16 protein-coding genes are annotated in these 19,920 nt (G+C 53.2%); 1 reads left to right on the forward strand and 15 read right to left on the reverse strand.

The window, feature by feature from the left end; translation table 11 throughout:
• Positions 1 to 408 precede the first annotated feature (408 nt).
• From MOST_RS07020 to MOST_RS07050, 7 genes are all read right to left on the reverse strand, one after another.
• Complete coding sequence (locus MOST_RS07020; RefSeq protein WP_054938157.1) at positions 409 to 1,956, reverse strand: 2-isopropylmalate synthase; 1,548 nt, start codon at positions 1,954 to 1,956, stop codon at positions 409 to 411.
• A 25-nt stretch (positions 1,957 to 1,981) separates the two neighbouring features.
• A complete protein-coding gene (gene ilvB, locus MOST_RS07025) occupies positions 1,982 to 3,664 on the reverse strand; it encodes a biosynthetic-type acetolactate synthase large subunit (RefSeq protein WP_054938158.1) in 1,683 nt (560 codons plus the stop codon).
• On the reverse strand, positions 3,648 to 4,166 hold the full coding sequence (gene ilvN, locus MOST_RS07030) for an acetolactate synthase small subunit (protein WP_054938159.1): 519 nt from the start codon (positions 4,164 to 4,166) through the stop codon (positions 3,648 to 3,650). The genes ilvB (MOST_RS07025) and ilvN overlap by 17 nt, the downstream gene beginning before the upstream one ends.
• Complete coding sequence (gene ilvB, locus MOST_RS07035; protein ID WP_054938160.1) at positions 4,163 to 5,848, reverse strand: biosynthetic-type acetolactate synthase large subunit; 1,686 nt, start codon at positions 5,846 to 5,848, stop codon at positions 4,163 to 4,165. The genes ilvN and ilvB (MOST_RS07035) overlap by 4 nt, the downstream gene beginning before the upstream one ends.
• 129 nt (positions 5,849 to 5,977) lie before the next feature.
• Positions 5,978 to 7,636 carry a dihydroxy-acid dehydratase gene (ilvD, locus tag MOST_RS07040; protein ID WP_054938161.1) on the reverse strand — a complete coding sequence of 553 codons (1,659 nt, stop codon included), beginning with the start codon at positions 7,634 to 7,636 and terminating at the stop codon, positions 5,978 to 5,980.
• Between the two features lie 21 nt (positions 7,637 to 7,657).
• Positions 7,658 to 8,536: a branched-chain-amino-acid transaminase gene (ilvE, locus tag MOST_RS07045; RefSeq protein ID WP_054938162.1), complete on the reverse strand. Its 879-nt coding sequence runs from the start codon at positions 8,534 to 8,536 to the stop codon at positions 7,658 to 7,660.
• A gap of 315 nt (positions 8,537 to 8,851) precedes the next feature.
• On the reverse strand, positions 8,852 to 10,348 hold the full coding sequence (locus MOST_RS07050; protein WP_054938163.1) for an Nramp family divalent metal transporter: 1,497 nt from the start codon (positions 10,346 to 10,348) through the stop codon (positions 8,852 to 8,854).
• 403 nt (positions 10,349 to 10,751) lie between these two features.
• Here MOST_RS07050 and MOST_RS18210 point away from each other — a divergent pair, with 403 nt between their 5' ends.
• Positions 10,752 to 10,886: a hypothetical protein gene (locus MOST_RS18210; RefSeq protein ID WP_277995732.1), complete on the forward strand. Its 135-nt coding sequence runs from the start codon at positions 10,752 to 10,754 to the stop codon at positions 10,884 to 10,886.
• Between the two features lie 114 nt (positions 10,887 to 11,000).
• Here the strand turns inward: MOST_RS18210 and MOST_RS07055 are convergent, their stop codons facing one another.
• The 8 genes from MOST_RS07055 to MOST_RS07095 form a co-directional block, all read right to left on the reverse strand.
• Positions 11,001 to 11,219 carry an FmdB family zinc ribbon protein gene (locus MOST_RS07055; protein ID WP_054938164.1) on the reverse strand — a complete coding sequence of 73 codons (219 nt, stop codon included), beginning with the start codon at positions 11,217 to 11,219 and terminating at the stop codon, positions 11,001 to 11,003.
• Positions 11,220 to 11,243: 24 nt separating this feature from the next.
• Positions 11,244 to 11,576, reverse strand: a complete 333-nt coding sequence (locus MOST_RS17220) for a hypothetical protein (protein ID WP_054938165.1) — start codon at positions 11,574 to 11,576, stop codon at positions 11,244 to 11,246.
• Between the two features lie 10 nt (positions 11,577 to 11,586).
• A complete protein-coding gene (locus MOST_RS17225; RefSeq protein ID WP_054938166.1) occupies positions 11,587 to 12,000 on the reverse strand; it encodes a hypothetical protein in 414 nt (137 codons plus the stop codon).
• A gap of 563 nt (positions 12,001 to 12,563) precedes the next feature.
• Entirely contained in the window at positions 12,564 to 14,237 is a 1,674-nt protein-coding gene (locus MOST_RS07075; RefSeq protein WP_054938169.1) for an L-lactate permease, read from the reverse strand.
• A gap of 448 nt (positions 14,238 to 14,685) precedes the next feature.
• Entirely contained in the window at positions 14,686 to 16,185 is a 1,500-nt protein-coding gene (locus MOST_RS07080; RefSeq protein ID WP_054938170.1) for an aminotransferase class I/II-fold pyridoxal phosphate-dependent enzyme, read from the reverse strand.
• 305 nt (positions 16,186 to 16,490) lie between these two features.
• A complete protein-coding gene (gene fbp, locus MOST_RS07085) occupies positions 16,491 to 17,630 on the reverse strand; it encodes a fructose-1,6-bisphosphate aldolase/phosphatase (RefSeq protein ID WP_054938171.1) in 1,140 nt (379 codons plus the stop codon).
• Between the two features lie 277 nt (positions 17,631 to 17,907).
• Complete coding sequence (locus tag MOST_RS07090; RefSeq protein WP_161952814.1) at positions 17,908 to 19,398, reverse strand: tripartite tricarboxylate transporter permease; 1,491 nt, start codon at positions 19,396 to 19,398, stop codon at positions 17,908 to 17,910.
• 13 nt (positions 19,399 to 19,411) lie between these two features.
• Positions 19,412 to 19,888: a tripartite tricarboxylate transporter TctB family protein gene (locus MOST_RS07095; protein WP_054938173.1), complete on the reverse strand. Its 477-nt coding sequence runs from the start codon at positions 19,886 to 19,888 to the stop codon at positions 19,412 to 19,414.
• Between the last annotated feature and the right edge of the window lie 32 nt (positions 19,889 to 19,920).

The raw sequence follows: 19,920 nt of genomic DNA on the forward strand, positions 1-19,920 counted from the left end.
GGCTGGCCATGTTTGCGCTCGCTCCGTGGTCTTCGCGGAGCGGCCTGCACTCAACTCGTTTATAATAGGTGTCACTTCGCGAACAAAACTGTTGCCGAGTTGAGTGCTGGGTCAACCAGGGCTCGGGCACCCAGCACTCACTAAACTCAGGTACCTCCAAAGGTAGTACGACTGCATAAACCGAAGAACTGGTTGCTGTAACTTGGTTACTGTGAGTGCTGGGCGGCCTATTCGGCATCCTTGCCTCAAAGGCCGGCCTCGGACCTCCTGTCCTCGGCCCCGCCCTCGCTCCTCGGCACAGCCTGCGGCCGCTTCGCCGCTCAGACCAAGTCGCTCGCTGCAAACAAATGCCAGCCCCAAACTATTATGGTTCGCTCCATCCTCTGTTCCGACTTCAGACTTCCTGTTTCATGCTTCCAAAACCTGCAGGTTCTCTTCCCCAATCTCGTAAACGACTTTATTAATCGCGTTCACGTAGGCGCGGGCGCTGGCTTCGAGGACGTCGGTGCTGATGCCCCGCCCGATAAAGACCCGGCCGGCATACTCGACCTTGACGGTTACCTCGCCCACAGCGTCTTTGCCGCCGGTAACGGCGTTGAGGGTGTAGGATTTAAGACAAACAGGAATGCGCGTTATCTTGTCGATAGCCTTGAAGGCAGCATCCACCGGTCCTTCGCCGCAGGCCGCCTCTTCTTTTAATTCCTCGCCCACCCGGAGACCGATGGTGGCCGTTGGTACCACCCGGTTACCTGTGGAGATGTGGATATGCTCCAGGGCGAATTTTTCGGGGATCTGTTTAACTTCGTGCTCGACAATGGCTTCCAGGTCGCGGTCGCTGATCTCCTTCTTGCGATCGGCCAGTTCCTTGAAGCGGGCAAAGGCTTTGTCGAGTTCCGCTTCATTCAGTTTAAAGCCCAGTTCCTCCAGGCGACTACGCAGGGCATGGCGGCCGGAGTGCTTACCCAGGACAATATTGCTCTGGACCACGCCGATCATGGTGGGGTTCATAATCTCATAAGTGGTGCGCTCCTTCAGGACGCCGTCCTGATGGATACCGGCCTCATGGGCGAAGGCGTTTTTGCCCACGATAGCCTTATTGTACTGGACGGGCATGCCCGTCAGGCTGCTCACCAGCTTGCTGGTACGGTAGATCTCCTCGGTAACAATGGCGGTGTGGCAGCCGTAATAGTCACGGCGGGTATAGAGGGCCATTACCAGCTCTTCCAGGGCCGTATTGCCGGCCCGCTCACCGATGCCGTTGATGGCCCCTTCTACCTGGAGGGCTCCGTTCTCAATGGCCGCCAGGGAATTGGCCACCGCCAGCCCTAGGTCGTTATGGCAGTGGACGCTGATTTGCACCTTCTCAATCCCCGGTACCCGCCGGCGAATCTCGGCTATAAGATGACCAAACTCGGCCGGGGTGGCATAGCCGACGGTATCCGGGATATTGAGGACGGTGGCCCCGGACTCAATGGCTGCCGCCAGCACCTGGCACAGGAAGTCGATGTCGCTCCGGGAAGCGTCTTCCGGGGAAAACTCCACGTCCTGGCAGTAGCTTTTGGCCCGGGCCACCCCTTTACGGACGGCGGCCAGGACCTCTTCCCGCGTCATGCGCAGCTTGTATTTTAAATGAATGTCGGAGGTAGCAATAAAGACATGAATCCGCGGCCGCCTGGCTTCTTGCAGCGCCTCCCAGGCGCGATCGATATCCCGGTCATTGATGCGCGCCAGGCCGGCGATCACCGGGCCCTCTACTTCCCGGGCTATGGCCCGCACGGCTTCAAAGTCGCCGGGGGAGGCAATGGGGAAGCCGGCTTCAATGACGTCAACCCCCAGGCGGGCCAGCTGGTGGGCAATTTTCAGCTTTTCCTCGACGTTGAGGCTTACCCCGGGCGACTGCTCGCCATCACGCAAGGTAGTATCAAAGATATAAATCCTTTTGCTGGTATCCGGCAAGACACATCAACCTTCCTTGGCCAGTTTATTCCGGTAGGAGCATTTCGTTCAGGGCGGCTCCATTCAGGACCATAGGGTAAACCATTTCCTCTTCGCTGATCAGGCACTCAATAAGGGTGAGACCATCATTCTGCATGGCCTGCGCCAGCACCGGTACCACTTCTTCCTGTTTAGTAATACGCAAGCCGGTTGCCCCATAGCACTCTGCCAGGCGGACGAAATCGGGGTTACCCGTGAATTTCACGGCTGTATACTGGCGTTCGTAGTAAAAATGCTGCAGCTGGCGCACCATGGCCAGGCTCTGGTTGTTAAAAAGCAAAATCTTTAAGGGTAATCCCTGCTCCACGGCCGTACCCAGCTCGGCCATCCCCATTTGGAAACTGCCGTCGCCGGTAATGACCCACACCTGCCTGTCCGGCCGGGCGAGGGCGGCGCCGATGGCTGCCGGCAGGCCGTAACCCATAGTGCCCAGGCCACAGGAGGAAATAAAGGTGCGGGGCTCAGTATAGCCGTAAAAGAGGGCCGCCCACATCTGGTGCTGGCCAACGTCGGTGGTAATGATGGCCCGGCCGCGGGTCATTTCTCCCAGGCGTTCGATGACCCACTGGGGCCGCACCTCACCGCCCCGGCCGTAAGTGAGGGGGTAATTATTGCGCAGGGTTTTAACCCGCTCCAGCCACGCCGGGTGCCCGGCCGGCTCTACCAGGAGCAGGAGTTCCCTAAGGACACAGCTAATATCCCCCACCAGGGGCAGGTCTACCCGCACGTTTTTACCGATTTCTGCCGGGTCAATATCCACATGAGCTATTTTAGCCTGGGGTGCAAATTTTTCTATTACCCCCGTCACCCGGTCATCAAAGCGAACCCCCAGGCCTACCAGCAAATCACATTCCATAACGGCGTGGTTGGCACAGGGTTTGCCGTGCAGGCCGACCATTCCCAGGGAAAGGGGATTATCTTCAGGAAAAGCCCCCAGGCCGGTAAGTGAAGTAGCCACCGGCGCCTGGATTTTTTCTGCCAGTTCCTGCAAATATCGTTCCGCCCCGGAAACCACCACCCCGCCACCGGCAAACAGTACCGGCCGCTCGGCTTCCTGGAGGAGCTTTGCCAGGGCGCGGAGCTGGCCCGGGTGGCCCTGGTAGGTAGGTTTATAGCCCCGCAGCTCAACCTTCTCCGGAACCGGTGCCTGGCAGGGAGCCAGGGCTACGTCTTTAGGGAGATCCACCAGCACTGGCCCCGGGCGACCGGTGCTGGCGATATAAAAGGCTTCTTTGACAATACGGGGCAGTTCCTCAACATCCTTGACCAGGTAATTATGCTTGGTAATGGGAATGGTGATTCCCGTAATATCGGTTTCCTGGAAGGCATCACTGCCGACCTGAGAGGTTGGTACCTGGCCGGTAAAGATTACTACCGGCACGGAATCCATGTAGGCCGTAGCAATCCCCGTTACCAGGTTGGTGGCCCCGGGACCGGAGGTGGCAAAGCAGACGCCCGTCCTACCGCTGGTGCGGGCGTAACCGCTGGCAGCGTGGACGGCATTCTGCTCCTGGCGGACCAGGATATGACGGATGGAAGTCCGGGCCAGTTCATGGTACAGGGGCAGGACGGCGCCGCCGGGATAGCCAAAGACCAGTTCCACGCCTTCGGCCTGCAGGACCTCCATCACAGCCCGGGCACCGGTGCGTTCCCTAGTCTCCTGTCCCATCGCCGCTGGCCTCCATTCCCCTGGTTTTCGCTCCCCGGAGCATGGCGATTTTACCTGTGCGTACTACTTCCCTGATACCAAAGGGGCGCAGGGAGTTTTCCAGGGCATCAATCTTGTCGGCATCGCCGGTAGCTTCGATAATCAGGCTGTTGCGGGCAATATCGACGATCCGCGCCCGGAAGATGTCAACTATCTGCATAATCTCGCCCCGGACCGCCGGCTCGGCATTAACCTTGATGAGCATCAATTCCCGGCCCACATGGGGATCATCGGTTATATCGCTGAGCTTGATGACATCGATGAGCTTATTGAGCTGTTTGCAGACCTGCTCGATAATCTGCTCATCGCCATCCACCACGATGGTCATACGGGAAATAGATGGGTTCTCCGTACGGCCTACGGCCAGGCTGTCGATATTATAACCCCGGCGGCTGAAGAGGCCGGCCACCCGGGTTAAAACCCCGGGGCGATTTTCCACCAGAACCGAAAGGGTGCGTTTCACTCCTGCCTACCTCCCGTCACCATTTTGTTCAGGGTACCACCCGGAGGCACCATGGGGAAGACGTTTTCTTCCGGGTCGATTAAGATATCCACCAGGAAGGGACCATCTGTCTCCAGGGCCTCCTGCAGGGCCGGGACGACTTCCTCCCGGGCAGCCACCCGCCGGGCCGGCAGGCGGTAAGCTTCAGCCACCTTGACAAAATCCGGGTTACCTGCCAGTTCGGAATAAGCGTAGCGCCGGTCAAAGAAGAACTCCTGCCACTGGCGCACCATACCGAGATAACCGTTATTGAGGAGGATAATTTTCACCGGGATGCGATAATGGCTTAAGGTGGCCAGTTCCTGGATATTCATCTGGAAGCTGCCGTCCCCGGTAATGGCCACGACGGTTTCATCAGGCCTGGCTACAGCCGCCCCCATGGCTGCCGGGACGCCAAAACCCATGGTCCCCAGGCCACAGGAGGAGAGGAAGGCCCGCGGTCGATCCAGGGGGTAATACTGCACCGCCCACATCTGGTGCTGGCCTACGTCAGTGCTGACAATGGCCCGGCCCCTGGTTAAGCGATATAATTCCTCAATTACATACTGGGGCTTCAAGCCGCACTCATCATAGCGTAAGGGATGCTCTTCCTGCCAGCGCCGTATTCTTTGGCGCCAGGCCGGGTGCTCCTTTTTCTCAGGCAGTCTGGCCAGCAAGGCCTGGAGGGCCTGGCGGGCATCAGCGACGATGGGGATGTGGGCCGGGACAACTTTGCCGATCTCGGCCGCATCAATATCAATATGAATGATTTTCGCTCTCGGGGCAAAGGCCTCAATTTTCCCTGTCACTCTATCGTCAAAGCGGACACCGACACCGATAATCAGGTCCGTCTCACAGACGGCGTAGTTGGCGGCGGCCGTACCATGCATCCCGACCATACCAACAAAGAGGGGATGGGTTTCCGGGAAGGCCCCTTTGCCCATCATGCTCATGATGACGGGAATATCCTGCTCTTCGGCCAACTGCCATACTTCTTCATGGGCCCCGGAAGTAATCACCCCGCCCCCGATAAAGAGCAGGGGTCTCTCGGCAGCTTGAATAGCAGCAGCGGCCTGGGCTACCTGCAGGGCATGGGGTTCCACCCGGCTGCGGTAGCCGGGCAGGCGTAACCGCGGCGGGTAGTGAAAGGCCGCCCGCTGGGTGGTGATATCTTTGGGAATATCAATGAGGACCGGCCCCGGCCGGCCGGTAGTTGCTACGTAGAAGGCCTCATGGATAGTTGCCGCCAGGTCCCTGATGCTTTTCACCAGGTAGTTGGCCTTGGTAACAGGCATGGTGATGCCGGTAATATCGGCTTCCTGGAAGGAATCCCGACCAATCATGGCCAAGCTGACCTGGCCGGTAATGGCTATAATGGGAATAGAGTCCATATAAGCATTGGTTATCCCCGTTACCAGGTTGGTTGCCCCGGGACCGGAGGTGGCGATGCAGACACCGGGTTTACCGGTGGCACGGGCATAGCCTTCGGCAGCATGGGCGGCTGCCTGCTCATGGCGGGTTAAAATATGGCGGATGCTGGCTACTGCCAGTTCATGGTAAAGGGGTAAAACCGCCCCGCCGGGGATACCAAATACAGTATCCACACCTTCCGCCTGCAGGGCTTTAATGATGATTTCGGAACCGGTTAATTTTTTCGTTTCCACGCGATCCCCAATGGTTGAAGCACTCCTTTGCGCTTTAGGATAGATTCTTTCACTTTTTCCTGATTTAGAAGGGTTTGTTTTACGCTCGTTTCCAAACAAACCCTTCCTGGTTCGCGGTCAACCAGAACTTTACTCCAATACTGCGCCCCTGGCCCCGGAACTCACCATCCGGGCATAACGGGCCAGGTAACCACTGGTAATTTTGGGCGGCGGTGCCTGCCAGCTGGCCCGGCGGCGGGCAATTTCTTCTTCCGGCACTTTTAATTCTAACTTGCCGGCCTCAATATCAATGGCAATGATATCTCCCTCTTCCACCAGGGCAATGAGGCCCCCTGCCGCCGCCTCCGGCGAGACATGGCCGATGGAGGCACCGCGGCTAGCCCCCGAGAAGCGACCGTCGGTAATCAAGGCCACGGAGCTATCCAGGCCCATACCAGCCAGGGCCGCGGTAGGACTGAGCATTTCCTGCATACCCGGGCCACCCCTGGGGCCTTCATAACGGATAACGACGACATCGCCAGGCTTAATCCGTTGCCCCATAATGGCCGCAAAAGCCTCTTCCTCGCTGTTAAAGACCCGGGCCGGCCCTTCATGCTGCATCATCTCCGGCAGGACGGCACCCTTTTTCACCACCGCTCCTTCCGGGGCGAGATTCCCGTACAGTATGGCCAGGCCACCTTCAGGGCTGTAGGGATCCTCCACGGGCCGGATTACTTCCCGCCGCTTTACCTCCCGGCCAGTAACGTTGTCCGCCACCGTTTTACCGGTTACCGTCAGGGTGCTGCCATCAATCAGGCCATGGCGGTAAAGCTCGTGCATCACCGCCGGGATGCCGCCGGCTTCATCCAGGTCCTGGATATGCTGGCTGCCAGCCGGGCTCAACTTGCAGATCTGGGGCGTCCGCCTGCTAATGGCGTCGAAGGTGCTCAAATCCAGTTCTAAACCTACTTCCCTAGCAACGGCCGGCAGGTGGAGGCAGGTGTTGGTGGAACCCCCCAGGGCCATATCTACGGCTACAGCATTGTGAAAGGCGGTCGTCCTCATAATGTCCCGGGGGCGGATATTTTCCTTTAGCAATTCCATAATACGCATCCCGGCCTGCTTCGCCAGACGCACCCGGGCCGCGCTGACAGCCGGTATGGTCCCGCTGCCCGGCAGGGCCATCCCTAAGGCTTCCGTCATGCAGTTCATGGTATTGGCCGTAAACATCCCGGCGCAGGAACCGCAGCCCGGGCAGGCACAATCCTCCAGTTCGGCCAGTTCGGTTTCCGTCATTCTACCGGCCTGGGTGGCTCCTACAGCCTCAAACATGGTGCTCAAGGAGACATCCCTGCCCCGGTAGCGACCGGCCAGCATGGGGCCACCGCTGACAAAAATAGCCGGGATATTTAAACGGGCCGCCGCCATCAACATGCCCGGGATGATTTTATCACAGTTAGGGATAAATACCAGGGCATCAAAGGGGTGGGCAATGGCCATAACTTCAATCATATCGGCAATGAGTTCCCGGCTGGCCAGGGAATACTTCATGCCCACATGATTCATGGCCAGGCCGTCGCAGACACCAATGGTGGGAAACTCCAGGGGCGTCCCGCCGGCCAGGCGAACCCCGGCTTTAACTGCTTCGGCCAGGGTATTTAAGTGAATATGACCGGGAATAAGTTCGTTATGGGCATTAACAATTCCTATTAGCGGGCGTTCTATTTCGGCATCCGTCAGGCCCATGGACTTTAAGAGCGACCGGTGGGGGGCCCTGGCCAGACCCGTTTTCATAGCATCACTGCGCATGGTTGTTCTCCTACCCTTTATTTATTCAAAAATTTCCGGGCCATCTGTTTTCGTTAACTCCCGGAACCTGGCAATGAGATCCCTGGTAATGGGGCCCGGCTGGCCGTCACCAATGGGGCGACCGTCTACCTTTACCACAGGAATGACTTCTGCAGCCGTGCCTGTCAGGAAGCATTCGTCGGCCGTATAAACATCATGCCGGGTAAAGACCTTTTCAGAAACGGGTATTCCCGCCCCAGCAGCCAGTTCCATCACAGCATTACGGGTAATGCCTTCCAGCAGGCCGACATGGGGCGGCGGGGTAAGCAGCTGGCCGTTTTTGACGATAAAAATATTATCGCCGGTGGCTTCGGCTACATAGCCTTCTTTATTGAGAAACAACCCTTCCGGGGCTCCTGCACGGGTAGCTTCCATTTTAGCGATGATATTATTCAGGTAGTTCAGGGATTTAATCCGTGGGTCCAGGGCGTCGGGGGCATTGCGGCGGGTACCCAGGGTAACCAGTTCCAGCCCTTTTTCATACAATTCTGCCGGGTAAAGTTCAATGGCTGCGGCGATACAAAAAACCGATGGCCTGGGACACTTGCGGGGATCCAGTCCCAGGTCCCCTTTGCCCCTGGTAACTACCAGGCGAATGTAGCCATCTTTTAAATTATTACGCCGACAGGTTTCCAGGACTACTTGCGTCATTTCCTCCCTGGTCAGGCCCGGGTCAAGGTTAATGGACCGGGCGGATTCATAAAGGCGGTCAATATGGGCCTTCAGGCGGAAGACCCGCCCGTGGTAGGCGCGTATCCCTTCAAAGACCCCATCGCCATAGAGTAGACCATGATCGAAAACAGACAACTTTGCCTCTTCTTCGTCCACATACTGGCCGTCAAGATAGATAATGAGCCCCACGCTTCTTCCTCCTCATTTCTACCGGTCAGTGGCAGTTTTCAGGCCGGCGCGACAGGAGCCGCAAAATATGTTTATGTTTCAGTATAAATAACCGTAAATTAAGTGTCAAGGATTTTTCGTTGCCGGGAGTATTAAGTATTGGTTAAGGAATGGCTCCTTACTGTTGCCAGGGCCCCACCATAACTGCAGCCATTGCCGGGAAGCTAATTAACAGCACCAGGTCCAAGGTGCCATAAAATAAAACCGGCCCCGCCGGCTATTCAAAATCATATGGCGGGGCCGATTAATTTATAAAACTTGCCGTAGCGATAAACCTTAGAATTTCAGACCAAAGAACTGGGTACCAAAACCGATAACAGTAAAGGTCCCGTAGAAGAGGATTAAAACTACTAATACTAGCTTCATCCAGATAGGCGTTTTGAGTTCTTGCGGGTAAATCCGGTCCAGGAACAGGAGCTGGATACCGGCTACGGTAAAGGCCAGGTTGGCAGCATTGGCCATGAAGGCCACCAGGAAGAGGGGCGAACCCTGGAAGAAGAGCCAAATGGACCAGATCGTGAACAGTAGGAGAATGCCGTAGTAGATGCGGCGGATGTCATTCCGGGAAAGCTTCTCCCGGGCCCAGGGACTGGTATTCCAAAGGACGTCAGTTACCTGGCGTACGAAGGTTTCACTGTTGGACAGCTGGGAACCATATAGGACCCAGAAACCAATCATTAAAACCCAAATCCAGCCAAAACCGCCTAAAACCTTACCCACGCCTTCGGCCTGGTGGGCTGCTGCGGCCCAGCCGTCGATCTTGGTGCCGCCGGGGACCATGGCGTAGGCCAGCAAGACGCAGAAGAACATGCCGATAAAGGCCCCTAAGGCCCAGACGCCAATCTGGTCCACCAGGGAATAACGCCACCAGTCTTTAAACCGCTGCAGGGTCGTCTGGTTCAGGGGCGGAATTTTACCAGTCGAAGATACATGGACTTCTTTACCACCGATGAGGGAGGGGATATAGCCTACCGCCGCGCCCATACCGTAGCCCTTGTCACGGTACCAGTTGGTAACACCCATATTAAGGATGCCACCGGCGCCGGCATAGCCGGCCAGCCCGGCCAGCAGGAACCAGTTAACATTCCCCGCCGGCAACTTGCCAAACTGGAAGAAACCGGCGGCCACTTCCACCCATTTACTGAAGGGCGCAAACATAATTACCAGGATTAACAAACTACCAAAAATAAAGGCTACGATCCATTTGTTAATTTTTTCTAGCAGGGCTTCAATTTTACCGCCAAACATAAGGATAATAACTACCGATAAGAAAAGGATGATCCCGGCCGTCATAACCGCTGGCTTATCAGCAGTCTGGGGCATGCGCCTTAGGAACATGGCCGCCAGGGCCGTGGCCGAACCGGAGGCCCAACCTGGACCAATGGAAATAAAGGAAATGAAAATCCAGATGGGGGCCCACAGCTTGGGGCCGGGCATGAGCCTGGTAAATCCGACCATAATCGGTTCGCCGGTATAGAGGGTATAACGGATACAGGTCATGTTGAAGACAGCCTGAGTGAGGATACCGATGGTAACGATCCAGAGGACAAAGGGACCATACTGGAGAACACTGGCTGGCCCCATCAACCACTCACCGCTACCAATGGATAGAGAAAGGATAATAAAACCAGGGCCGATTACCTTCCATAAATTAGACCAGTTAAAGGGTAGCGTGGCCGGCATTTCTTTAGCCTTTTCCCACGGCGTCCCATAAACTTCGGGCACCTCGTGAACAACTTCATCTACCCTGGTGCCAGGAACATTTGTTGCCATATTAACCCTCCTTTTCCCATCAATATTTAGTTAAATAATCAATACCATCTTTTAGACCCAAATAATCAAAATACCCCCTTCTCAATATCTTCTTACTGCTTTTCTTCCTCACCCTTTCTTGTTAATTTTAATTACTCTGAGGACAATTTCTCTATCACCCCTTTTGCTAGATAATATGCTTTCCCCGGGCAATCATGACTTTTTAGTCACGAGCACTGCTGTTTGATGGTTAGACCGGAGAACATTTTATTTATTCGCTACCGAATATAAAATTTCCTGCTTAAATGGACCAAAAATTTTTATTTTACTAAAACCTTGTGACAACTATAACATACTTCTATAGTATAATTAAACACTCTCTGGAACAAAATAAGTTAAAAATAAAGGAAGGAGTTAATTGCACATGGCCAGATTAGAGGAATTAGATCTTGCCCTGTTAAATGACGAACAAATCAAACGCCTGCAGGAAACAGAAAAGCTAATCAACGCTGCCGGTAACCAGGATATTTATTTAATGGCTTTAAAGAAGAAAAAATAGCCATCTGCAGCCATGACCCTAACACAGGCTTACTCCCTCCCTGGCTTCATAAAGCCTAAAATAATAACCCGGGCCATTTCCCGGGTGTAGTGGTTGCCCCTGACCGGGGCTTTTTTAATGACAACCGCTGCAGCTGCTGCAACTACCACCGCTGCAGCTGCTGCCGGAAGTAGCCGCTCCCGGCTCACCTTTGCGGACATATAAAAAACCGGTAAAACGCTGGCTTACCTCGCCGCCGCACTCCGGGCAACGGACTTTATCTTTATCCTTAATGGGTACAAACTGGCTGAACAGGTGCCCGCATTCTTTGCACTTAAAATCATAGGTCGGCATGGCTTCATCTCCTTCCCCTAATGATTATAACACCCGGTAACCCTCGTTGTCACCCTCAGCAACCTTGAGATCACAGGTTAAGGGTAGTAAAGCCTCTGCCGGCAGGAGATGGCTGACATAATAGTCCATTTCTACCGCCAGGTCAAGGGTAAGTTGTTCTCTATAAGGTTCTCCGGAAGGCCGGTAAAGGAGGCGTACCCGGGGCCGGTGGGAATGTCCCCGGGCCGTGCCCGTTACTACACCGACATCACCGCTGTTAAGTTGCACCAGGGTCCCTACCGGGTAGGCAGCCACATTGGCCAGGAAGGCTTTAACTATCTCGAAATCATGGGTAAAATTGCCCGACCCGGCCAGCATTTCATAGGCCTCATGGGGTGGGTAGGCCCGGCGGTAGACCCGGTCGGATATCGGTTAGATTAAGCATAAGTTCTTTGCGGTCTAAAAGGTCCTCGAGTAATCTGCTGACTATCCGCTGGATGCGACCCGAATCTACCAGCAGGGACACATGGCTCTTTTCCCAGCCCTGGTAATTGCCGAAGAGTTCCTTCACAGCCCTGACGGCTGCCAGGCGGGTCTGCTCACTGACCATATCTTCTACTTCCAGGTCCCCCAGGAGTTCATCGCGAATATATACCGCCGGCACGCCCAGTTCTTTTAAGCGAATTATGTAGCTGGGCTTTAAAACTACCCCTTTATTCAGTAATACCTGCCCTTCGGCACTGTAAATGGACCGGGCCACCACCATCCCCGGTTTTAAACTATCTACCGACAGCTTACGCAATACCGGCACTCCCCTTTTCCCGCCGCGCCGTTATTTCGACACCGGTAACGTAAAATCCTTCCTGTAAGGGCCGACCTGGCCTGTCTGCCAAAGAGACCAGCAGTATGTAATATCCACCGGAGGCATCCTGACTTAAGCAGGATAATAACACCCGGCAGTGGCGGCAGTTTGCCCCGGAAAAACGCAACCACCCTTTGTCAGGGTGGTTGCGTTTTTATCGCGATTGCTGGTTATGGGGGAAAATGTTATAACCCGGGTCTTTTTGCTGGCGGTAAAGGTAATAGCCCAGGGCCAGTACCGCCCCGCCGAGGATTACTATCCCATAAATCATTTCCTTTCACCACCGACCTTTTTTTGCCTCAAGCTACCCGCCATTTTTTTAAAAGCAGGCATCTACTTTATATTATAAAGAAAATACCTTGCTTTAGTATAAAAAACCTGCCCCTGGGTGTCAACATTTCCAGGAAAACAAAAAACTCCATCATCTATCATCTAGAGAAAAAGTATTCCCATTAACACACTTAAAATCTAAGGAAAGGGGCGGTATCCCACCCCTCTCGCCTTTACTGGAGGCCCAGGACATATATGGCTATCATCCCATATATGCCGACAGCAGCCAAGTAATAAATAGTCGGTAAGAAGGTACGACGCAGGATAAGACCTTCTTTGCCGATCATACCGACTACGGCGGCGGCGGCAACGGCATTGTGAACACAAATCATGTTACCAGCAGCGCCACCAACAGCCTGAATGGCTACTACCAAACGCTGGGAAACACCAATAAAATCGGCAACCGACCACTGGAACAAAGAGAACGTCATATTGCTGATAGTATTAGACCCAGCGATCATGGCGCCCAGGGCTCCGATGACGGCAGCAAAGGCCGGCCAGGCACCTCCGACCGCGTCGGCCACGGCACGAGCCAGGAGGATCGGCATGCTTTCAAGTCCACTATTATTGAGGTTTGACATGATGAAGATACGAACCATAGGGACAGTAAATATAAGGGCCGTTGAGGCGTTGACTAACTGCCCGCTTGACTCTTTTAAAGCAGCTTTAATTTCTTCACCCTTCATCTGGTACAGGAGCCAGGTAATAATGGCTACAAAAGAAATCACTGCACCGGGCGAATAAACCCACTCCCATTTGTGGCTGATAGAGGTTCCCAGTATATTAAGATGATTTATGGTAATCTTGGTTAAGGCACCTTTCAAACCGGGGTTCATCCGGGTAAGCAATAAAAAGAGACCGACCAAAACATAGGGAATCCAGGCTTTAATTAAGGACATGTTTGCCCTCACTTGGCCCGGGTCCCCACTCACGGTTCCCATCCATCCCGGTTCCCACTCTTTCTCAGGCGGGAAGTCCCAAACCTTCTTCGGTTGGAGAAAACCTTTACTGGCAGCAAAGCTAGTTATTCCAACAGCCAGCAAACCGCTAATCATGGAAGGGAATTCCGGGCCAACGAAATTGGCCAGCAAAACGTAGGGAATAGCAAAGACAATCCCAGCAAAGAGGGCAAAGGGCCAGACTTCAAGTCCTTCTTTCCAGGATTTGTTCTTTCCGAAAAAGCGGGTTAGCATCATGCAGATGATCAGGGGCATCACAAAACCGATTATGGCATGGAAGATACCGGCCCGCGCCCCAATGCTAGCTAGATATTGGGGCCAGGTTAAACCCAGGGATTTAGCGTGCGCTTCAACAACGGCCGCTCCGGTTAAACCGGTGTTTACACCAACCAGAATCGGCGTACCAACAGCACCGAAAGTAACCGGCATGCTCTGGGTAACCATACCGACTATCACGGCCGCAAAGGCTGGAAAACCAAGAGCTAACAAGAGGGGACCCACAATGGCTGCTGGAGTCCCGAAGCCGGAAGCCCCCTCAATAAAGGAGCCGAATAAGAAACCCACGATGATGGCCTGGATACGGCGGTCCGGGCTGATTTTCATAAAACCGGCCCGGATGGTAGCGATGGCCCCACTATGTTTCAGGGTAGCCAGTAATAAGAGGGCCCCAAAAATAATCCACAACAGAGTGGCGGCGATCCATAATCCTTGGATTGTAGCTGCCAAGACCGTAGTTAAACTCATCTTCCAAATAACAATACCAACAATAAAGACCACCACGTAGCCAACTGGCATGGCCTGCCGGGCACCCCATCCCAGTCCAACCAAGAGGAACATTGCTACTAAAATAGGTAAAAAGGCTAAAAATGCAAGAAGATACGTGTTCATAGTTAACCCCCTATAAATTCAGGCATGGTCTATCCCTACCAAACAAATTACTTACCTATGATTCTTTATCTTCCTTTTCTAAACAATTTGCCACAAATGCAAAAACTACTTCCTCAGAACTACTCCTCGTATATTTACCTAACTCTTTGTTAAAAAATAACATTCCTCTTATAAGTTTTGTTATTGGCCATATTTTTACTAAAAGTCTTTTTAACCCACCATTTTCACCTCCTTCCTCTACATTTTTTCGTTGAAGTTCTACTGTTCAGGTGGTTAGGCCATCATTCCATAGCAATATATTCAACATTAAAGCAAAAAATCCTCCTCGATATAACAATTTTCTTGCAAGTGTTTATGTACACACATTCACTATTGTTTGCCGTAACATGGCTTAAATAAAATAAGCCGCAAGCAAAATGCCGCGACTTATTTTTATTTTCTCCTTAAGTCAAGCTAGTTCCGCCCGGTCAGCCTTTTCATGCTCTATAATACTCACCGTATCCTTGAGGATGCGGATGAATTTCAGTTCCGGGTCTTCCGGTCCCTGGAGGTCGGCATGCTCGTTCTTAAGCAAGTTGACATAGTCTATAATCTCCCGGGTGATGACTTCTCCCGGGCAGACCAGGGGAATACCCGGCGGGTAGGCCGTAATGGCTTCGGCGCTGATTTCCCCTTCGGCGTACTCCAGTTCTATGCTGCGCGTCTGGCTGTAAAAGGCCGCCCGGGGCAGCACTGCCATCCGCGGAAGGGCCGGCAGGGGTGGACAAAAACGAATCACGTTTTTTAAAGAGCGTTTCCTGGCAATATCCTGGAAGGCAGCAACCAGGCGGCCGGCCGTTTCCCGGTCATCACCAATGGAAACAAGCAACAGGACATTGTAGAGGTCGGAAAGCTCTACCTGGATCTTGTATTCCCGGCGCAAAATGGCTTCCATCTCATAGCCAGAAAGGCCCAATCCCTGGACGTTGACGGTGATTTTGGTCGGGTCCAGGGCGGTACAGCCGGGCAGGGAGGTTACTTCGTCTCCCATAATGTTCAGGCCTTCGATCTGGGAAAGTTCCCGGCGTATCCACCAGGTTATTTCTAAGGTGCGCTCTAAAAGCTCCCGTCCCCGGAGGGCCATCTGTTTGCGGGCCACATCCAGGGAGGCCAGTAAAATATACGAAGGGCTGGTGGTCTGGGAAAGGTTGAGGACGGCCTTAATATGCTTGGGGTCCAATCTCTCCCCCTGGAAAAGGAGAAAAGAACTCTGGGTCATAGACCCGGCTAATTTATGGGCGCTCACGGCCGCCAGGTCAGCCCCCGCTGCCATGGCTGACAGGGGTAGCGCCGGGTGGAATGGTAAATGAGCACCGTGGGCCTCATCCACCAGCACGGGCACGTCAAACTCGTGAGCTACAGCTACTATTTCCTTCAGGGGCGGTACTGTACCGTAGTAATTGGGGCTAATGACAAAAACCGCCTTGGCGTCGGGGTGGTCCTTTAACGCCCTTTCCACCTTCTCCGGCGTTACCCCCATGGAAATGCCGTAATCCTCGTTAATCTCCGGTTCGATATAAACAGGGTGAGCCCCGCTTAAAATAAGTCCGCCCAGGGCTGAGCGGTGGGCATTGCGGGGGATAATAATCTTGTCTCCCGGCTGGCAAACGGCCAGGATCATGGCCTGGATACCGGAGGTAGTACCGTTTACCAGGAAAAAGGCATAATCCGCCCCGTAGGCAGCCGCCATCAGAGCTTCTGCCTCCCGGATAACATCCCGGGGATTGCAGATATTATCCAGTCCGGGCACACAGGTCAAGTCCATGGCCAGGACCCGCTCGCCGACATATTCTTTAAATTCTGCCAGGGCCCGGCCCTGTTTGTGACCGGGTACGTGAAAGGGAATAACTCCTTCTTCAATATACTGCTTGATAGCCGTAAAAACCGGTGTCCTGGTCTGGTCCAGCATGGCAAACGCCCCCTATCACGCGCTGCAACAGAATTTATTACACCACAAAAGGCGCTGGAATGCAAGCAGAATCTTTACTTTATATTTCTATGGGCTTTAGCCATGCCGGGTTACCCCTAAAATAAAAGGGAGCCACCACCCGGTGACTCTCGCATTTGCCGGCTTTTGTTTTCGCATGGCTCCATGGCCCTCGCGGAGCGCCCAGCACTCAGCCTAAAATTTTGCATGCTTACTTTCAAGTTGGCCGGGATAATTAAAGGGCCAGGTTGAGTGCTGGGTCAGCCGTGAGGCTCCGAGCTCCCGATCTATTTCGCCCCCAGTTCATCAACAAACCTTTCTTTCGTCACTTCCCTGCCCACTTTAACAAAACGGTTCTTCAGTTTAGCCATAACTTCGGGCATGGTGGTATATTCCATATCCTCCAGGGGCAGGCGGTGGGGTTCGAAGGGCCCCAGGGAACGCAGGTAGCTGGCGATTTCATTGGCCGTCTGGCGGGCCTTATCAAAGGCTACATCGGCAAAGAGATCCTGGGGACCCACCAGGCGTCCCTGGGCCAGCTGGAAGCCCATGGCTACCACCCGCGGTGGCCCGTCAAAGCGTGTCGGCGCCGATTGGTTAAGGCCCACAGGCATGAGGGGTCCGATATGGGAACCGCGCATCCAGCCGGCCACCAGGTGGGGACTGGCAAATGGTTCCAGGGCTTCTCCTACGGCCGGCAGTCCGCTCTGGCAGCGGACAATGCACACCGGGTCATCCTTACCCACATAACGCCCGGCCATGAGGTTCAGGCGCTGGGTACTGGACACGGCGGCGATTTCGCCTGTGGTTTTAGAATAAACAGCCTTGATACAGTAGCGTCCCGGAGCACCAATGAAGACCAGGAGATCGTAAAGTTCTTCGGGTAAAGAAAACTCCACCCGTTCATTTTTAATCAGGTCGTAAACCTCAAAGCGGAAGCCCTGGTGCATCTTGGGGTCGATAACCAGGCCGATGGTATTGAAGGGATCGGCAAACATCTTGTAGAGGGGGAAGTTCCAGGCGCCGGGCTCGGTCTTGTCGGCAGCGAAGACAATCACCGGTTCGCTCTTGCGTTCCTCAAATTCCATTTCGGCAACGCCGGGACCCATACCCTTGACATTACCTGAGAAGGCATCAGAAAGGAGATCCTGACCGGCACCGTAAAGTTTCAGCTCCCGGGCCACCTCGGTACATTGTAGAAAAACATTCCAGGCCAGATGGTGAATTTCTGGGCAATCAACGCCATATTTATGGGTCATGATAAGGTTAATATCATCACCCACATGGGCCACCCGATAATCTATCAACAGCTTGCTAGCGGCCAGGCAGCGCTCAGCCGTTTCCAGAAGTCGCGGGTGGACGCTGGAATGACCAACATAGCCACCAATATCAGCCTTAATAACACTTAAAGTAATCTTCTCTCCCAAGACATACGTCCCCCTTTTTATATTATAAAACATTTATGTTATACTATATGTAGTTTTACTAGAAATAGAATAGCATAATTGTCTTTTGAAGTAAACATTTTTGGCAAAAAAATATGCCCCTTATAAGGGGCACAAATGTTATCTATCTATAACTTTTTTACCTGCGTGTCTTACTGGTTACCTCTGCGTCCCTATCCTAATTATGAAAACCTCCTGCTCAACTAGGGTCAAAATATCTCAGGCCAGCTCATCCTACTACTATTTACTAAGGCAAAGTTCAGGTCGCTCGCCTGGTAGCAATTTTATCTTTGATAGTAGGACCAAAGAGCATTGCCAGGGTTAAAAGAATAAATACGGCGCTAATGGGATGGGTGAAGAAAGCGGCATAAGTCCCTTCTGCAATTATTGCCCGCCGCATTTCTGTCTCCAGGGTCGGGCCGAGAACGATGGCCAGGATAACCGGCGTCGTCGGAAAATCATAGCGCTCTAAAAAGTAACCTATTACCCCAAACACAGCCATTACATAGACATCAAAAAGGTTATTACGTACTGCAAAGGAGCCAACTATGGTTAACACCATTATAAAGGGCAGCAAAATTGTTTTGGGCACCTGCAAGATCTTCACAAAAAGGCGAATGCCAAACCATTGAACAATTAAAGTGAGGATATTGGCAATAAACAAGGCGGCAAATATGCCATAAACAATATCAGCATTTTTCTGGAAGAGCAGAGGTCCCGGTTGTAACCCGTGAATAAGCAAGGCTCCCAACAAGATTGCTGTACCCGGGTCGCCGGGAATACCCAGGGTCAACATGGGAATGAGGGCACCCCCGGTAACGCCGTTATTGGCCGCCTCCGGGGCTGCTACCCCTTCCAGGATACCCGTTCCCCACTTTCCCGGATACTTAGACATACGTTTATTGGTTTCATAAGAGAGAAAGGCTGCGATAGGACCTCCTGTCCCCGGAATGGCCCCTATCCCGGTTCCCATTAGAGCGCCACGTACCATGATTCCAAAGCAATTTTTAATTTCTTGCCAGCTTGGAAGCTGGTTAGCAATACCCTGGTCTTTTATTTTAAAACCAGTATCAGCGTGACCCCTTGGTAAATCTTTGATAATCTGGGGCACAGCAAACAAGCCGATCATGGCCGCCAGCAAATCTATCCCGGCTTGCAAAGGTTCATAACCGAGGGTAAAACGATGGACCCCCATAATGGGGTCCAGGCCGATTTCCATGGCCATTAACCCGATAATCCCGGCAATTAAACCTTTAATGATGGAACCTGATGAAACGCTGATAATGGTCGATAAGCCAAACAGCACCAGGGCAAATATTTCCACCGAACCAAATTGCAGCGCTACTTTAGCAATCAAAGGTGCCACCAGGATTAATAAAAGTAAACTGACTAACCCGGCAAAAATAGACGCGATTACCGCCATCCCCAGGGCCTTACCAGCCATTCCCTTTTGTTTTAGAGGATAACCATCGATTACCGTCGCTGCTGCCGAGGGCGTACCCGGGATGCCCAGGAGGATAGCCGATACTGACCCCCCGGTCATGCCGCCGATAAAGACGCCGACTAGCAAAGAAATTCCTGTAATTGGGTCAAAAGCAAAGGTTACTGGCAGGAGCAGGATCAGGCCGGTTGAAAAAGTAAGTCCTGGCATGGAGCCAAAAGTTATGCCTACAATGACGCCTATCAAGTTAGCTACCAGGGCCGTCAATTGAGAAGCTTCCCCGATGCCGGTCACGATACTTGCCAGCAAACACATTCACCCCTTAAAATATGCTCCCCATGGGCAGAGCCATTTTGAGCAACACCCTGAAGATGAAATCTACTCCAAAAGCCAGGACAACTGTAATCAGGGCGATTTCCAGGATGTTGCGCAGGCGGAAACTTATAAACAGGAAAAAGGGCATCATTACCAGGGTACCCCAGCGGAGCCCGATCAGATCTACCATCCAGATATAAACAAAAAACATAGCCAGGGTGCCTAAACCTATCCAATCGATACCCTTTTTAGCTTCACTGGCCCCGGCCTTAACCTTCTTTTCCCTGGCTGGCTGCTGCCAGCTTTGCCCTAACATAACTAAGCTTAAAATAACCAGCCCTGCTACCAGGAGCCAGGGAAAAAACCGTGGTCCCGGGGTACCCGGTACCGTTGCTGGTGGTATTTGTAAGGTAAGGTAGCCCCATATAGCTGCCAGCAGTAAAAAACAGATGGCTACCAGGCGCTCTTCTCTTGGTTTTGGCATTTTTCTCACCCCTGGATGTAAAAAACATCCTT

The sequence above is a fragment of the Neomoorella stamsii genome (genome assembly GCF_002995805.1).
GTDB classification, from domain to species: domain Bacteria; phylum Bacillota; class DSM-521; order Neomoorellales; family Neomoorellaceae; genus Neomoorella; species Neomoorella stamsii.

What these genes read in the sequence shown, in the direction of transcription:
- MOST_RS07050 (WP_054938163.1), bottom strand. Translation starts at nt 10,348, where the DNA reads ATGGCAACAAATGTTCCTGGCACCAGGGTAGATGAAGTTGTTCACGAG.
- MOST_RS18210 (WP_277995732.1), top strand. Translation starts at nt 10,752, where the DNA reads ATGGCCAGATTAGAGGAATTAGATCTTGCCCTGTTAAATGACGAACAA.
- MOST_RS17220 (WP_054938165.1), bottom strand. Translation starts at nt 11,576, where the DNA reads ATGCTGGCCGGGTCGGGCAATTTTACCCATGATTTCGAGATAGTTAAA.
- MOST_RS07080 (WP_054938170.1), bottom strand. Translation starts at nt 16,185, where the DNA reads ATGCTGGACCAGACCAGGACACCGGTTTTTACGGCTATCAAGCAGTAT.
- MOST_RS07055 (WP_054938164.1), bottom strand. Translation starts at nt 11,219, where the DNA reads ATGCCGACCTATGATTTTAAGTGCAAAGAATGCGGGCACCTGTTCAGC.
- MOST_RS07075 (WP_054938169.1), bottom strand. Translation starts at nt 14,237, where the DNA reads ATGAACACGTATCTTCTTGCATTTTTAGCCTTTTTACCTATTTTAGTA.
- MOST_RS07095 (WP_054938173.1), bottom strand. Translation starts at nt 19,888, where the DNA reads ATGCCAAAACCAAGAGAAGAGCGCCTGGTAGCCATCTGTTTTTTACTG.
- ilvD (WP_054938161.1), bottom strand. Translation starts at nt 7,636, where the DNA reads ATGCGCAGTGATGCTATGAAAACGGGTCTGGCCAGGGCCCCCCACCGG.
- ilvB (WP_054938158.1), bottom strand. Translation starts at nt 3,664, where the DNA reads ATGGGACAGGAGACTAGGGAACGCACCGGTGCCCGGGCTGTGATGGAG.